This is a genomic window from Mesorhizobium sp. M1227, assembly GCF_040318315.1.
Lineage (GTDB): Bacteria > Pseudomonadota > Alphaproteobacteria > Rhizobiales > Rhizobiaceae > Mesorhizobium.
The window spans coordinates 128,607-143,505 of record NZ_JAMYLZ010000009.1; the positions used below are offsets into that span (position 1 = coordinate 128,607).

Genomic DNA, 14,899 nt, shown 5'->3' on the forward strand with positions numbered 1-14,899 from the left:
CGATGCGAAGACCTAAAATCTTAGCGCGTACTCCGTGCGTCCAAGCGGATGCACATCGCCCTAAGGATACCAACAAACACGGCGAAGGCGAGGCGGTTCCCCAAAACGTGAACAATAATGCCCCGGATATTGTCAGAATTTCGCCGGATTGGCGTTTGCGCCGCAGACCAGTACGGCAACGCGCTCGCCTGCAGCCGGTGCGTAGCGGCCGGACAGGAGCGCCGCGAAGGCGGCCGCACCGCCCGGCTCGGAGATGATTCGCACGCGGTCCCACAGCGCCGCCTGGGCGGCGATAATGTCGTCGTCGCCGACCAGGATCGAGCGCTCGACGAATGCCTCGGCGATAGGAAACATCATTTCGCCGACACGCTTTGGCGCGAGCGAATCGGCGGCGATGCCCTCAGCCGGCGCGTCGACGGGTCGGCCCGCCTCGAAGGCGCGATGAAGCGTCGGCGCACCCTTCGGCTCGACCGCGATTATCCTGATGCGGCCGGAAAACCAGGCAGCGATGCCGCCGACCAGCCCGCCGCCGCCGACGGCGACCAGCAGGGTGTCGAGCTTCGGCAGGTCGGCCTCGATCTCGAGGCCGAGCGTGCCTTGCCCGACCAGCGTCTCCTCCTGGTTGAAGGCGTGGATCTGCAGCGCGCCGGATCTTTCGGCGAAGCTCTCGCTGGCGGCCAGCGCCTCGGCATAACGGGCGCCGCCGACGATCAGCTCGGCGCCGTAGCCGCGGATGCGGTCCAGCTTGGCCTGCGGGCTCACTTCGGGAACAAAGATGGTCGCCTTGTGGCCGAGCCGCATGGCGGCATAGGCGACGGCGGCACCGTGGTTGCCGCCCGACGCGGCGACGACGCCGGCCGCAGGAACCGGCCGTTCGAGGAGATTGGTGAACGCACCACGTGCCTTGAACGAGCCGGAATGCTGCAAGCACTCAAGCTTCAGGTCGACGGGCAGAGGCGGGCGGCCGAAATCGGCCATGTCGACGCGCAGCACCGGCGTGTGGCGCACGAAGGGCCGGATGCGGGGTTCTATCGCCGCAATGCGCTCGCGTGTGATCGTGTGGCCGTGCAGCATGCTTTCACTCCCAGAGTTGACATTATTTAGTAACTTGGCAATGTGCCTAAATGCAAGAGGTCGACGTTTTCAAAGCGATTGCCAACGAGCGCAGGCTCCAGATCCTCGATTGGCTCAAGGACCCGCGGGCGCATTTTCCGCCGCAGACGGACGGCGATCTGGTCGAGGACGGCGTCTGCGCGCTGCTGATCGCGGAGAGGCTAGGGATCACCCAGGCTACGCTCAGCGAGCATATGCGCGTGCTCACCCAGGCAGGGCTTTTGCGCAGCAAGCGCATCAAGCAGTGGATATTCTATCGCCGGAATGAGGACAGAATCGCCGAAATCAGGGCGCTCATTCAGCACCGGCTGTAGCTGCAGAGTTCTACTCCAACCAGTCCGGCACCGAGTCCAGTCCGATCAGCTCGTCATAGGTCTGGCGCGGACGCACAACGTGGAAGCGGTCGCCGTCGACCAGCACTTCCGGTACCAGCAGCCTGGTATTGTAGGTGCCGGCCTGAACGGCGCCATAGGCGCCGGCGGTGGAGACAGCGATCAGGTCGCCGGATTTCAGCCGGGGCAGGTCACGGTCGAGCCCGAGATAGTCGCCGGTCTCGCAAACCGGGCCGACGACGTCGACCTTCATGCGTGGTGCAGCGGCCGGCTGCTGCGCCACCGGCTTGATGTCGTGAAAAGCGTCGTAAAGCGTCGGCCGGATCAGGTCGTTCATCGCGGCGTCGACGACGAGGAAGTTCTTGGCGTCGCCCTCCTTCACGAAGATTACTTCCGACACCAGGATGCCGGCATTCCCGACGATCAGCCGGCCTGGCTCGAACATTACCTTCAGCCCAAGTTTGGCAACATGTTTCCTGACGATCCGGGCATAGGCATCGGGCAAAGGCGGTGGGTTGTTGTCGACGCGGTAGGGAATGCCAAGGCCGCCGCCGACATCGATGTGCTCGATGGCATGACCGTCGGAGCGCAAGGCGCCGACCAGCTCCACCAGCAGCGCAAAGGCGTCGTCGAAGGGCTGCAATTCGGTGATCTGGCTGCCGATATGGGTGTCTATGCCGGTGACCTTGATGCCCGTCAGCTCAGCCGCGCGCGCATAGACCTTCCGCGCATGCTGCCACGGAATGCCGAACTTGTTCTCGGCCTTCCCAGTCGAAATCTTCTTGTGCGTCCTGGCGTCGACATCCGGGTTGATGCGCAGCGAGATCGGCGCGATCTTGCCCAGCGCGGTGGCGCGGGCCGACAGCAGCTCCAGCTCCGGTTCGGATTCGACGTTGAAACAGAGAATGCCGGCCGAGAGCGCAGAATCCATTTCGCGCGCGGTCTTGCCGACGCCCGAAAACAGGATCTTGCTTGCCGGGATGCCGGCCGCCAAAGCGCGGCGCAATTCGCCCTCCGAGACCACGTCGGCGCCGGCGCCGAGCCTTGCCAGCACCCTCAGCACGGCCTGGTTGGAATTCGCCTTCATGGCATAGCAGACGAGAGCATCGAGCCCGGCAAAGGCCTCGGTGAAGACGCGAAAATGCCTGGTCAGCGTCGCCGTCGAATAACAGTAGAACGGCGTGCCGACGCTGGCGGCGATGTCTGATATCGCCACGTCCTCGGCATGCAGCGCGCCGTCGCGGTAGTCGAAATGGTTCACGAGATTGGTCCGAAATCAGAGCAGCGGGTCGAGGATGAATTTCTTGTCCTCGACAGGTTTTTCCGGCTCCGGCGGCAAGGGTTGCTTGGCCTTCTCGGCGTCCTTGCGGGCCTGCACGGCTGCCGCGTACGGCGTGTCGAGCGCAGCCTTCCTGCCGCAGGCCGCAACGGTGGCCATTGCCGCCAGCAGCGTCAGCGTCACCAAAATCCTGCTTCCGGTCATCGTGCCATCCGTCCGAAACTGTTGCCCGCAGCCGCTTCTAGCCGAGTTTTGCGGCCATTGCACCCCGCGTCTTACGCCTTGGCGAGCCGCTTTTTCCAGTAGCGGATCTGCTTGCGCACCTCGGACGGCGCGGTGCCGCCGAAGCTCGTGCGGCTCTTTACAGAATTCTGCACGGCAAGAACCGAAAACACGTCGGCGCTGATACCGGGGTGAATGGACTGCAGATCCTCCAGCGAAAGCCTGTCGAGCCCGACCTTCTTCTCCTCGGCCAGCGCCACCGCCCGGCCAGTGATATGGTGCGCCTCGCGGAACGGCAGGCCGAGCGAGCGCACCAGCCAGTCGGCGAGGTCGGTCGCAGTCGAATAGCCGGCGCCGGCCGCCTTCTTCATCGCGGCAGTGTTCACCGTCATATCGCGCACCATGCCGGTCATCGCCGCCAGCATCAGGTCGAGCGTCTCGGCCGCGTCGAAGACCGATTCCTTGTCTTCCTGCATGTCCTTGCCATAGGTCAGCGGCATGCCCTTCATCACCGTCAGCAGACCGACGAGATGGCCGGTGACACGGCCGGTCTTGCCGCGCACCAGTTCGGCAGCGTCCGGGTTCTTCTTCTGCGGCATGATCGACGAACCCGTCGAGAAACTATCCGACAGCCTGATGAAGCCGAATTGCGGCGTCGACCAGATGATGATCTCTTCGGCCAGCCGCGACAGATGCGTCGCGCAGATCGCCGCAAAGCCCAGGAACTCGAGCGCGAAATCGCGGTCCGAAACACTGTCGAGCGAATTGCGCATCGGCTCGCGGAAGCCAAGCGCCTTCGCCGTCTGGTGCCGGTCGATGGAAAAGCTGGTGCCGGCAAGGGCGGCGGCGCCGAGCGGGCTTTCATCCATCCGCTCGATGGCGTCGCGGACACGCGACAGGTCGCGCGCAAACATCTCGACATAGGCCATGCAGTGGTGGCCGAAGGTCACCGGCTGCGCCGCCTGCATGTGGGTGAAGCCCGGCATCACCGTTGCCGCATGCTCCTCGGCCCGATCCAGGAACGCCGTGATCAGGCCCTTCAGCGCCTCGGCGACACGAAAGCATTCGTCCTTGACCCACAGCCTGAGGTCGACCGCCACCTGGTCGTTGCGCGAGCGGGCGGTATGCAGGCGGCCGGCGGCGGGGCCGATCAAATCGGCCAGACGGGCCTCGACATTCATGTGGATGTCTTCCAGCCTGGTCGAGAACTCGAATGTGCCGGCCTCGATCTCTGCGAGGATCGTGTTCAGCCCGTGAGCGATTTTTTCTTGATCGGCCGCCGAAATAATGCCCGTTTGCGCCAGCATCTGGCTATGGGCGATCGAGCCGCGAATATCCTGCGCATAGAGTTTGCGGTCGAACGAGATCGATGCGTTGATCGCTTCCATGATTGCGGCCGGACCCGAGGCAAAACGTCCGCCCCACATCTGGTTGCTGGCCTTCTTGTCGTTCATCGCTATAACCCGTGCTCCGGAGCAGTTTTTCAAAAATGGCAGACGGCAATAGATTTTTCCCGGCTTTGCGTCTCATCCTCGCCGCTTTGGTTGCGGGCGTGCTGGCCGGCGCGGTCGCGGTATATGTCAGGGAAAGCAGTTCTGGCAACAAGGCGCCCGCGCAAGTGGCCGCCGGCGGCGGCAAGGACGACGTCGCCTGCGCCGCCAAGACCGACCGTGCCAAGAAGATCGCCGCCGCTGCCACCGGCCAGGTTGCCGCGCTTTTGCCGGCGGATCCGCCGCAATCACTGAAAAGCCTTGCCTTCAACGGCCCCGACGGCAAGCCGACGACGATCGCCGATCATGCCGGCAAGACGGTGCTGCTCAATCTGTGGGCGACATGGTGCGCACCTTGCCGCGCCGAAATGCCGGCGCTCGATGCGCTGCAGAAGGAGATGGGCAGCGATGCGTTTCAGGTTGTTGCCGTCAACGTCGATGCCGGCGACGATGCCAAACCGAAGAAGTTCCTGGAGGACACCGGCGTCAAGTCGCTCGGCTACTATCGCGATGCCACGATGGCGCTGTTCAACGACGTCAAGACGCGCGGCCTGGCGCTCGGTCTGCCGGTCACCATGCTGATCGATGGGCAAGGCTGCCTGATCGCCCATATGAATGGCCCGGCCGAATGGTCGGGGCCGGATGCCAAGCGTCTGGTCGAGGCGGCGCTTCAGCCGGGATAGGCTCAGACCGTGCGCAGGCGCGGCTTGAGCACGGCAATGCTTGCGCCGCGTCGGCTGGCGGTGCGGATTGCCGGAGCGGCCACGCCCGTCAGTTCCCCGAATGTCTCGATCGGAGCCGGTTTGCCGAGGTAGTAGCCTTGCCCGATCTCGCAAGCCTCGGCGTCCAGGAACTGCAATTCACCCGGCGTCTCGATGCCTTCTGCCAGAACCGGTAAGCCGAGACCGCGTCCAAGCCCCAGCACGGCGCGAACGATCGCCGCGAACTGGGCGTTCTTGTCGACCGATTTGATGAACGACCCGTCGATCTTGATCTTGTCGAAGGGAAAGGCGCTGAGGTTGGACAGCGAAGAATAGCCGGTGCCAAAATCGTCCATCGCCACATGCACGCCAAGCGCCTTGACCTGCCTCAAGGTTGCCAGCGCGCGCGGCATGTCCTTCACCAGGGCCGTTTCGGTGATCTCCAGTTCGAGCCTGCCGGGGGCCAGGCCGGATCTCGTCAATGCGTCGTGCACCTTGCGGCTGAAGTTCGGATTGTGAAGTTGCACGGCGGAGACGTTGACGGCGACCATCAGCGGGTTTGTCCAGCGAACAGCATCGTTACAAGCCGTCGTCAGCACCCAGTCGCCGATCTGCGCGATAGCGCCACTGTCCTCGGCCACGGGGATGAAAACGGTCGGAGAAATGTCACCCCGCTCAGGGTGCTGCCAACGGACCAGGGCTTCGAAGCCGATCATCCTGCCGCCGCGGATCTCCTTCTGCGGCTGATAGACGAGGTGGAACTCCTTGCGGGCGATCGCCTGGCGCAATTCATGCTCCATCACGCGCTTGTCGCGGGCCGCGGTGCCCATGGCTATCTCGAAAAACCGATAAGTGTCCCTGCCTTCGGTTTTGGCGCGATGGAGTGCCGTGTCGGCATGGCTGATCAGGCCGGCCTGGTCTTCGGCATCCAGCGGAAAGAAGGCGATGCCGATGCTGGCCGAGACGAGGCCGGAGCCGACCGAAACCCTGTTTTCCTCCCGGATCGCCGCCAGCAAGTCCTCGGCTATCCGGCCTGCGGCCAGGGGGTCGGGGAGGTTCGGAGCTATGATGGCAAATTCATCGCCGCCGAGACGCGCGAGCATCTGTCCGTGGCGCGGGATGCCGGAAATGCAGTGCGCCAGCTTCTGCAGCATAGCATCGCCGGCCCCGTGGCCATAGAGGTCGTTGACTTGCTTGAACCGGTCGAGGTCAAGCAGCAGGAGCGCCAGATGTCCATCCTTGCCGCCACGATCCATCGAGGCGAATTCTGCTTCCAGCCGGGAAGAAAAGCTCCGCCGATTGGCAAGCCCGGTAAGCGGATCGAAATGCGCGAGGCGGAGGATCTCTTGTTCTGCCTTCTTGCGCTCACGGATGTCGCGAACGGCAAGCACCGTATGAGGCCTGCCGCAGTAGGTGATTTTCCTGGCGATCAGCTCGACAGGAATTCTCGCCCCGTCGCTGCCCCTTAACTTCGCTTCCTGCGCCTGTTCGCCGAAGCCGGACATATCGGCTGCGCTCTGTCCGTCGAAAAGCTCGCCGAATTGCATCGTGTTCAGGGTGGCTGTCGCTGTTCCGGTCAGCTTCGCCATACTGTCATTGGCGCTGACAATGCGGGTGCCATCGCAAACGATCAGACCTTCCACCGCCGCATTGGCGAGATCGTGCATGCGATCGGCCTCGAGCTTCTGGCGGCGAAAGCGCAGGTCGATCCACAGCGCGGCACCCGATAGCACAAGGATTATCAGGCTGGCGACCGCTGCGGCAAAGGCCTGGGAAATGGGCTCGATGGAATGTTCGGATATTTCAATCGAGGAATCCGGAATGATCGACACCGCGGCCATCGCGATGAAATGCAAGCTGCAAATCGCCAGCGTCAAAAGCGCGGCGCCGCCGAAAGTCGCGAGCGCTGACGGACGGCGCAAGACGACAAGGAGCGCCAGTGCCGCGAGGGTCACGCCGGCCAGAAGCGATATCGCGACAAGGAGCAGGTTCCATACGACCCGGCCTTCGACCTCGAAAGCTGCCATGCCGATGTAGTGCATCGTCGCGATGGCGCCGCCCAGAATGGCGCCACCGACGAGGAAATGGTCGATGCCGCGGCGCAAGGTGGCGACCCACATCCCAAGCGCGGTCATGATAACGGCGGCGGCAAGCGAAAAGGCGGATAATCCCGGATTGTATGCGTTCGGTATTCCCGGCGTAAACGCGGTCATGGCGATGAAATGCGTCGCCCATATGCCGAACCCGGTCGAGGCCGCGGCGATCATCAGCCAGACAAGCCGGTTTCGCTCGGTCGATCGGCCGACATGCTTAAGGAGATTAACCGCTGAGAAGCAAGAAATTCCACAGATGAGTGCGGCAAGCGCAACCAGTCTCGGATCGTGCTGACTTACAATACAATTATAGACCGTCAGCATCCTGGTTCACTCGGTCTGCCAAAATTAACAGGGGAGGTGTGACTGATTAGCTCTTGGAGATTTTAACGAATGGTTAACCCGTGGGCCATGAGGCGGGTCTTTTCGGGGGAAAACCGACGCCGCTGCGCCCAAAAAGACAGTGATGTGATTTCTGGCGCCCGGTTTCAGTAGCGAGTGCACTTTAGGAAGGAATGATGTTCATTGATCCGCAATAAAACCGTTGTCCGATTGTCATCAGCGCCACATATTGGCTTTGCGGAAGTGCCCCTTTCGCCAATGACAAACGGGAGATGAAACATGAAGTTCTTCGGCTTTGCGGCCGGTATCGCCGCCACCGTGACCCTGCTTTCCACCACCTCCGCCTTCGCCGTCACGCAGATCAGCTGGTGGCACGCCATGACCGGCGCCAACGCCGAGGTCGTCGCCAAGATCTCCAAGGATTTCAACGCCAGCCAGAGCGACTATGAGCTCGTTCCGGTGTTCAAGGGCACCTATCCGGAGACGCTGAATGCCGGCATCGCTGCCTTTCGTGCCGGGCAAGCGCCAGATATCCTCCAGGTGTTCGACGTCGGCACCGGCGTGATGATGGCGGCCGAGGGTGCGATAAAGCCGGTGGCCGATGTGATGACCGGCGCCGGGATGACTTTCGACAAGAGCCAGTATCTGCCCGGCATCGTCGGCTATTATTCGAAGCCGGACGGCACCATGCTATCGTTCCCCTACAACTCTTCCTCGCCGATCCTCTATTACAACAAGGACATCTTCCAGAAGGCAGGCCTCGACGTGAACAATCCGCCCAAGACGTGGAACGAGGTGTGGGAAGCTGCCAAGAAGATCAAGACGAGCGGCGCCGCCCCTTGCGGCTATACCTCGACCTGGCTGACCTGGATCCACCTGGAGAATTTCGCGGCGTGGAATGACGTGCCTTGGGCCACCCAGCAGAATGGCCTGGCCGGCGGTGATGTCGAACTCAAGATCAATGCGCCGATTTTCGTCAACCACTTCCAGGCGCTCGCTGACCTGGCCAAGGACGGCACATTCAAATATGGCGGGCGCACCTCCGAAGCCAAGCAGATATTCCTCGCCGGCGAATGCGGCATCTTCACCGAATCGTCGGGCGGCCTCGGCGATATCGTCAAGTCCGGCATGAACTATGGCATCGGCCAGCTTCCTTACGACAGTGACGCCAAGGGTGCCCCGCAGAACACGACGCCGGGCGGTGCCAGCCTGTGGGTGTTCGGCAACAAGTCGGACGAGGAATACAAGGGCGTCGCGGCCTTCTTTGCCTATCTGTCCAAGACCGATGTGCAGGAATATCTGCACCAGAAGTCGGGATATTTGCCAGTGACGCTTGCGGCATACGAGGCGACTAAGAAATCAGGCTTCTATGACAAGAACCCCGGCCGCGAGACACCCATCCTGCAGATGATCGGCAAGTCGCCGACCGACAATTCGAAGGGCGTGCGCCTGCCGAATCTGCCGCAGGTGCGTGATATCCAGAACGAGGAGCTGGAGAAGATGCTGGCCGGCCAGCAAACCGCCCAGCAGGCACTCGACAATGCGGTTGCGCGCGGCAACGCGGCGATCAAGGAAGCGCTGGAGAACTGACGGGATTATCTCAGTTAGTCGGTTGGAATATCGCCCACGCGAGCTCGCGCGGGCGATACCTGGATAGCGAGGGAAATCAGCCTGTCTCCACGCGTCGTCTTTCCCAACAAGATCCTGCCCTACCTGCTGGTGGCGCCACAACTCGCCATCACCCTGGTTTTCTTCTACTGGCCGGCCGGTCAGGCGCTGTACCAGTCGATGCTCAGGCAAGACCCGTTCGGGCTGAAGAGCAGGTTCGTCTGGTTTGCCAATTTCCGGAAGGTGCTGGCCGATCCGGCCTACCTCAACTCGATCAAGGTCACAGTAGTGTTCTCTCTTGCGACCGCGATCGTTGCCATGGTTGTGGCCCTGCTGCTCGCGGTCATGGCCGAGAAGGCCGTGCGCGGCAAAGGCCTTTACCGCACACTGTTGATATGGCCTTACGCCGTGGCGCCGGCGATTGCCGGCATGCTTTGGCTTTTCCTGTTCAATCCCTCGATCGGCTCGTTGGCCTATTTGCTGAGAAGCCTCGGCGTCGTATGGGACCCGCTGCTCAACGGCACCCACGCCATGATCCTGCTGGTGTCGGCTGCTGCCTGGAAGCAGATCAGCTACAACTTCCTGTTCTTCGTCGCCGGCCTGCAGGCGGTGCCGAAAACGCTGATCGAAGCGGCGGCCATGGACGGCGCCGGCGAAACCAAGCGCTTCTGGACCATCGTCTTCCCGCTGCTTGCGCCGACAACCTTTTTCCTGCTGGTCGTCAACACCGTCTATGCCCTGTTCGACACGTTCGGCATCGTTCATGCCGTCACCGGCGGCGGGCCGGGCAAGACGACAGAGACGCTGGTCTACAAGGTCTACAATGACGGCTTCGTCAATCTGATCCTGGGCGACTCGGCGGCGCAGTCGGTCATCCTGATGGCCATCGTCATCGCGCTCACAGCAATCCAGTTCCGCTATGTGGAACGCAAAGTCCACTACGGCTGAGGGCAGCGATGATCGGCCAGTCCCCGCTCCGCACCTTCATCGCCCATGCCGTGCTCATCCTCGGCATATTGATCGTGGCTTTTCCGATCTACTACACCTTCGTTGCCTCGACGCACACGCTGCAAACGATCCTCAGGCCGCCCCTGCCGCTCTTACCCGGCGGCCAGCTATGGAACAATTACAGCGAGGCGCTGTTCGGCGGCATCGGTCGTATCGGCGGGGTCAGCGTCGGCAGGCTGCTCCTCAACACCACGATCATGGCGCTCGGCGTTGCGGTGGGAAAGATCTTCATCTCGATCCTGTCGGCCTACGCGATCGTGTTCTTTCGCTTTCCGTTGCGCATGACCTTCTTCTGGCTGATCTTCATCACCTTGATGCTTCCAGTCGAGGTGCGCATCCTGCCGACCTACAAGGTGATGGTCGATCTCGGCATGATCGACACCTATGCCGGCCTGATCGTCCCGCTGATCGCCTCGGCCACCGCAACGCTGCTGTTTCGCCAGTTCTTCATGACCATACCGGGCGAATTGGTCGAGGCGGCGCGTGTCGACGGTGCCGGGCCATGGCGCTTCTTTTTCGATATTCTGGTGCCGCTGTCGCGGACAAACATCGCCGCGCTGTTCGTGATCCTCTTCATTTATGGCTGGACGCAGTATCTTTGGCCGCTGCTCGTCACCAACAGCAACGACATGAACACCATCGTCATCGCGCTGAGAAAGATGGTTTCCTTCGCCGATGCCGACACCCAATGGCACCTCGTGATGGTCACGGCAATGCTGGCCATCGTGCCGCCGATCCTGGTGGTCGTGCTGATGCAACGCTGGTTCGTGCGCGGTCTGGTCGAATCCGAAAAGTGAGAAGCCGATGGCGACCGTGGATCTGAAGGATGTCAGGAAAATCTATCCCAGCGGCGTCGAGGCCGTGAAGGGCGTTTCCATCGCCATTCCCGACAAGGAGCTTTGTGTGCTGGTCGGCCCCTCCGGCTGCGGCAAGTCTACGCTGCTGAGGATGATCGCCGGACTGGAGACGATTTCTGCCGGTACAGTCGCCATCGACGGCAAGGTGGTCAACGCCATTGGCCCGACCGAGCGCGACATCGCCATGGTGTTCCAGAACTACGCGCTCTACCCACATATGAAGGTCTATGACAACATGGCCTATGGCCTGCGCAACCGCGGCACGCCGAATGACGAGATCGACAGCAGGGTACGCTCGACTGCCAAGGTGCTGGAGCTTTCGGCGCTGCTCGACCGGCGCCCGCGCGAGCTTTCCGGCGGTCAGCGCCAGCGCGTCGCCATGGGTCGCGCCATCGTGCGCAACCCGAAGGTCTTCCTGTTCGACGAACCGCTGTCCAACCTCGATGCGAAATTACGCGGGCAGATGCGCATCGAGATCAAGAATCTGCAACGCTCGCTTGGCGTCACCTCGGTTTATGTCACGCACGACCAGCTTGAGGCGATGACGTTGGCCGACATCCTCGTCGTCATGAACGCCGGCCTGGTCGAGCAGACCGGCGCGCCGCTTGATGTGTACGAGAAACCGGCCTCGACCTTCGTCGCTTCGTTCATAGGCGCACCGCCGATGAATCTGCTGGCGCTCACAGGGGCCTCCCCAAGCTCGGTATTGGCGGACGGTACTGTGATTGGCTTGGCGCCTCGACAGGGCAAGGCAGTGACACTAGGCTTTCGTCCGGAGGACGCCGACATCACCTTCGCGGCAGAGGCGCCGGCCGGCGCGCTCGCGCTGCCGGCAACAGTGGAAGCGGTCGAACCGGTCGGTGCCGAAAGCTTTCTCCATTGCGTGGCAGCCGGCAGCCGCATCGTGGTGCGCGTCTCAGGCCGCGCCAGCGCCAAGCCAGGCGACCAATTGCGCGTCGTGGCCAGGTCCGAAAAGCTGCATTGGTTCGATCAGGCGGGCAAACGGGTCGATTGAAGTCGGCCTTGCGCAAAACCGTTCATGCAAACACATGCGCCTTGCCCGACACGGTCAGCCGGACGATCTCGCCGATCGCCGGCGCGTCCATGCCCGGCTTGCGCAGGATCAACGGCGTATTGCCGATGGCGGCGGCGTCGGGCGGATCGGGGCTGTTCAACAGACGCACCGCGATGGTGCACATCGAGCCGGCGAACTCCGAATCCGTCACCTCGCCGAACAGCATGTCCGGCGTGCCGGACATGCCTTCACGCGATGTGCGTTTCAGCAACACCTGCTCCGGCCGCAGCATGATGCGGGCGACGTCGCGCCGCTCCGAGCTGTCGACAGCGATGCGGCCGAGCGGCGAGATGGCGAAGCCATCGGCGATCCTTGCCGGCAGGACGATGGCGTCGCCAAGGAACTCGGCGACCATCCTGTCCTTCGGCTTGAAATAGAGCTCGCGCGGCGTGCCGACCTGCGAGAATTTGCCGTCGCGCATCACCGCGACCTGGCTGGCGAATGACAGCGCCTCGGCCTGGTCGTGGGTGACCAGGATGGTGGTGATGCCGGCGGTTTCAAGGAGCTCGGCCACGGCCTTGCGCATCGAGGCGCGCAGGCCGGTGTCGAGCGCCGAGAACGGCTCGTCGAGCAGCATCAGCCGCGGCTTCATGGCCATGGCGCGGGCGAGCGCGACGCGCTGCTGCTGGCCACCGGAGAGTTCGTGCGGACGGCGCTTCAGGATACCTTTGTCCAGCCCGACGACATAGGCGAGCTCGGCGATGCGCTCACTGCGCTTTTCCTCGTGACGCCCCATGCCGAAGCCGATATTGGCGGCGATGCTCAGATGCGGGAATAGAGCGCCGTCCTGCGCCACCAGCCCGATGCCGCGGCGATGCGCCGGCACGGCCGTGTCGCCATCGGCCAGCACCTCGCCATCGAGCACGATGCGGCCCTGGTCCGGCGCCTCGAAGCCGGCGATCAGCCGCAGCAAGGTGGTCTTGCCACAACCGGACGGCCCGACGATTGCCGTACGGCTGCCGCTGGCCACGCTGAGGTCGACGCCGGCAAGTGCTGCGACGGGCCCGTAGTGCTTGTGGATGCCGCTCAGCTCGAGAAAGCTCATCGCCCGGCCATCCGCTTCGACTGGACGTAGAGCAACCAGGTCAAAGGCAGCGACATCGCCACCATGATCAGGGCATAAGGCGCCGCCGACGCATAGTCGATCTCGCCGCTATAGGACCAGAACGCCATGGCCAGCGTGCGGGTGCCGTTGGGCGCCAGCATCTGGGTTGCGGTCAATTCGTTCATGATACCCAGCGCGACCAACGCCATGCCGGCTGCGGCGCCCGGCGCCGACAGGCGGATGGTCGTCGACCACAGCGCCTTGAGCGGCGACCGGCCGAGGCTGGAGGCGGCGCGTTCGAGCTCGACCGGCGCCTGTGCGATCGACGCCCTGAGGCTAATCAGAGCGCGCGGCAGGAACATCAGCGCATAGGCGACCAGGATGGTGAACAGGGTCTGGTAGAGCGGCATGGCGATACGCACGGCGATGGTGACCAGCGCCAGGGCGATGACAACGCCGGGCAACGCGCCGACGATATAGTTGCAGCCCTCCAGGACGCGTTGCAGCCGCCCCGGCGCGCGGATCGAAATCCACGCCATCGGCATTGCCGCGACGGTGGCGAGCAGCGCGCCGGCAATTGCTAGGAACAGCGTTTGGCCAAGCGCCAGGCCGATCTCGTCGAGCCGCCAGACATCGGCGCCGCCGGCCATGAGCCAGCGGCCGATAGTGGCGAACGGCACGCCGAGCGCCAGCAGCGTGGTAATGGCAGGCAGCAGCAGGCAAGGAATGGTGGCGCGCCCAAGGCTCGTGCGCTGCTGCTGGCGCGCAGCACCCGAACCGACGCGGGCATAGCGCTCCTCGCCGCGCACCAGCACCTCCAGCCCGAGCAACACAAGGCAGCAGGTCACCAGCACGCCGGCCAGCATGTTGGCGGCGGGACCGTTGAAGGTCGACTGGAACTGGTCGACGATCGCGGTGGTGAAGGTGTCGAAGCGGATGAACACATAGAGCCCGTATTCGGCCAGGAGATGCAGGCCGACCAGCAGGGAGCCGCCGCAAATGGCGAGCCGGAGCTGCGGCAGCACGACACGCCTGAACACACGCCACGGGCCGAGACCAAGGGCTGCCGCTGCATCTTCGAGAGCGGGATCGAGCCGGCGCAATGCCGCCGCCACCGGCAGATAAAGGAAGGGGAAGTAGGCGATGACCGACACAAGCACGCCGGCCCACAGGCCGTGCAGTCTGGGCACCATGGTGATCCAGGCGTAACTATGGACGAAGGCCGGAATGGCGAGCGGCGCCACCGACAGCCAGGCCCATAGGCGGGTACCCGGCAGATCGCTGCGCTCGGTCAGCCAGGCCAGCATGACCGACAGCACGATCGAGATCGGCACCGCCAACACCACCAGCAGGCTGGTGTTGACCAGAAGTTCGCCGACGCGCGGCCTGAACACCAGCGCCGCCACCGTTTCCCAGCCGGTCTGCACCGCCACCCAGACGATGAAGGCAAGCGGCAGCAGCGCGAAAAGCGAGACAAAGACGGCAGCCAACGCAATCCATGAGACCGACCAACGACGTGCCCGCACGGCCGTGGCGTCGGCCGGCAAGCCTGGGCGTGCGAGATCGATCGCGGATTGCATCAGATCAGACGTTGCGCCAGCTCCGCCCGGAGGCGGAAACGATCGGCGGCGGATAATCTCGCGGGTAGCTTGTGGTCATAGGCAAATGCCATCTTGAAAACAGAGCGCTCCTGTGGAAAGCGAATTCCCACAGGAGCGCAGTCGGTTGCCCTTT

At 63.1% G+C, this 14,899-nt stretch carries 13 protein-coding genes; 6 read left to right on the plus strand and 7 right to left on the minus strand.

Features of this window, described 5'->3' with window-relative positions; translation table 11 throughout:
• Positions 1–132 precede the first annotated feature (132 nt).
• Positions 133–1,074 (minus strand): threonine/serine dehydratase, encoded by a 942-nt coding sequence (locus tag NKH28_RS14510; protein ID WP_352979300.1) that lies wholly within the window; start codon positions 1,072–1,074, stop codon positions 133–135.
• A gap of 50 nt (positions 1,075–1,124) precedes the next feature.
• Here NKH28_RS14510 and NKH28_RS14515 point away from each other — a divergent pair, with 50 nt between their 5' ends.
• Entirely contained in the window at positions 1,125–1,427 is a 303-nt protein-coding gene (locus tag NKH28_RS14515) for an ArsR/SmtB family transcription factor (protein ID WP_352489424.1), read from the plus strand.
• A gap of 10 nt (positions 1,428–1,437) precedes the next feature.
• On the opposite strand, the gene lysA is transcribed toward NKH28_RS14515, so the two are convergent.
• From lysA to argH, 3 genes are all read right to left on the minus strand, one after another.
• Entirely contained in the window at positions 1,438–2,706 is a 1,269-nt protein-coding gene (gene lysA, locus NKH28_RS14520; protein WP_352489425.1) for a diaminopimelate decarboxylase, read from the minus strand.
• Between the two features lie 15 nt (positions 2,707–2,721).
• Complete coding sequence (locus tag NKH28_RS14525) at positions 2,722–2,928, minus strand: hypothetical protein (protein WP_023677931.1); 207 nt, start codon at positions 2,926–2,928, stop codon at positions 2,722–2,724.
• A gap of 71 nt (positions 2,929–2,999) precedes the next feature.
• A complete protein-coding gene (argH, locus tag NKH28_RS14530) occupies positions 3,000–4,400 on the minus strand; it encodes an argininosuccinate lyase (protein WP_352471406.1) in 1,401 nt (466 codons plus the stop codon).
• 35 nt (positions 4,401–4,435) lie between these two features.
• Between argH and tlpA the strand changes: the two genes are divergently transcribed.
• A complete protein-coding gene (gene tlpA / locus NKH28_RS14535; RefSeq protein WP_023677933.1) occupies positions 4,436–5,119 on the plus strand; it encodes a thiol:disulfide interchange protein TlpA in 684 nt (227 codons plus the stop codon).
• Positions 5,120–5,121: 2 nt separating this feature from the next.
• Here tlpA and NKH28_RS14540 read toward each other — a convergent pair whose 3' ends face one another.
• Positions 5,122–7,554 carry a bifunctional diguanylate cyclase/phosphodiesterase gene (locus NKH28_RS14540; RefSeq protein ID WP_352816670.1) on the minus strand — a complete coding sequence of 811 codons (2,433 nt, stop codon included), beginning with the start codon at positions 7,552–7,554 and terminating at the stop codon, positions 5,122–5,124.
• A gap of 297 nt (positions 7,555–7,851) precedes the next feature.
• On the opposite strand from NKH28_RS14540, the gene ugpB reads away from it, so the two are divergent.
• From ugpB to ugpC, 4 genes are all read left to right on the plus strand, one after another.
• Positions 7,852–9,162, plus strand: a complete 1,311-nt coding sequence (ugpB, locus tag NKH28_RS14545) for a sn-glycerol-3-phosphate ABC transporter substrate-binding protein UgpB (protein WP_352471403.1) — start codon at positions 7,852–7,854, stop codon at positions 9,160–9,162.
• Positions 9,163–9,243: 81 nt separating this feature from the next.
• Positions 9,244–10,128 (plus strand): sn-glycerol-3-phosphate ABC transporter permease UgpA, encoded by an 885-nt coding sequence (gene ugpA, locus NKH28_RS14550; protein ID WP_352683133.1) that lies wholly within the window; start codon positions 9,244–9,246, stop codon positions 10,126–10,128.
• 8 nt (positions 10,129–10,136) lie between these two features.
• On the plus strand, positions 10,137–10,985 hold the full coding sequence (gene ugpE / locus NKH28_RS14555) for a sn-glycerol-3-phosphate ABC transporter permease UgpE (RefSeq protein WP_352570555.1): 849 nt from the start codon (positions 10,137–10,139) through the stop codon (positions 10,983–10,985).
• Between the two features lie 7 nt (positions 10,986–10,992).
• Positions 10,993–12,060 (plus strand): sn-glycerol-3-phosphate ABC transporter ATP-binding protein UgpC, encoded by a 1,068-nt coding sequence (gene ugpC / locus NKH28_RS14560; protein WP_352452447.1) that lies wholly within the window; start codon positions 10,993–10,995, stop codon positions 12,058–12,060.
• A 22-nt stretch (positions 12,061–12,082) separates the two neighbouring features.
• Here ugpC and NKH28_RS14565 read toward each other — a convergent pair whose 3' ends face one another.
• Positions 12,083–13,165, minus strand: coding sequence for an ABC transporter ATP-binding protein (locus NKH28_RS14565; protein WP_352743791.1), 1,083 nt, complete (start codon positions 13,163–13,165; stop codon positions 12,083–12,085).
• Complete coding sequence (locus tag NKH28_RS14570) at positions 13,162–14,745, minus strand: ABC transporter permease (RefSeq protein WP_352615994.1); 1,584 nt, start codon at positions 14,743–14,745, stop codon at positions 13,162–13,164. The genes NKH28_RS14565 and NKH28_RS14570 overlap by 4 nt, the downstream gene beginning before the upstream one ends.
• Positions 14,746–14,899: the final 154 nt, after the last annotated feature.

Coding starts and splice junctions, on each gene's coding strand:
- NKH28_RS14510 (WP_352979300.1), bottom strand. CDS start 1,074: ATGCTGCACGGCCACACGATCACACGCGAGCGCATTGCGGCGATAGAA.
- NKH28_RS14515 (WP_352489424.1), top strand. CDS start 1,125: ATGCAAGAGGTCGACGTTTTCAAAGCGATTGCCAACGAGCGCAGGCTC.
- NKH28_RS14525 (WP_023677931.1), bottom strand. CDS start 2,928: ATGACCGGAAGCAGGATTTTGGTGACGCTGACGCTGCTGGCGGCAATG.
- argH (WP_352471406.1), bottom strand. CDS start 4,400: ATGAACGACAAGAAGGCCAGCAACCAGATGTGGGGCGGACGTTTTGCC.
- tlpA (WP_023677933.1), top strand. CDS start 4,436: ATGGCAGACGGCAATAGATTTTTCCCGGCTTTGCGTCTCATCCTCGCC.
- NKH28_RS14540 (WP_352816670.1), bottom strand. CDS start 7,554: ATGCTGACGGTCTATAATTGTATTGTAAGTCAGCACGATCCGAGACTG.
- ugpB (WP_352471403.1), top strand. CDS start 7,852: ATGAAGTTCTTCGGCTTTGCGGCCGGTATCGCCGCCACCGTGACCCTG.
- ugpE (WP_352570555.1), top strand. CDS start 10,137: ATGATCGGCCAGTCCCCGCTCCGCACCTTCATCGCCCATGCCGTGCTC.
- ugpC (WP_352452447.1), top strand. CDS start 10,993: ATGGCGACCGTGGATCTGAAGGATGTCAGGAAAATCTATCCCAGCGGC.
- NKH28_RS14565 (WP_352743791.1), bottom strand. CDS start 13,165: ATGAGCTTTCTCGAGCTGAGCGGCATCCACAAGCACTACGGGCCCGTC.
- NKH28_RS14570 (WP_352615994.1), bottom strand. CDS start 14,745: ATGCAATCCGCGATCGATCTCGCACGCCCAGGCTTGCCGGCCGACGCC.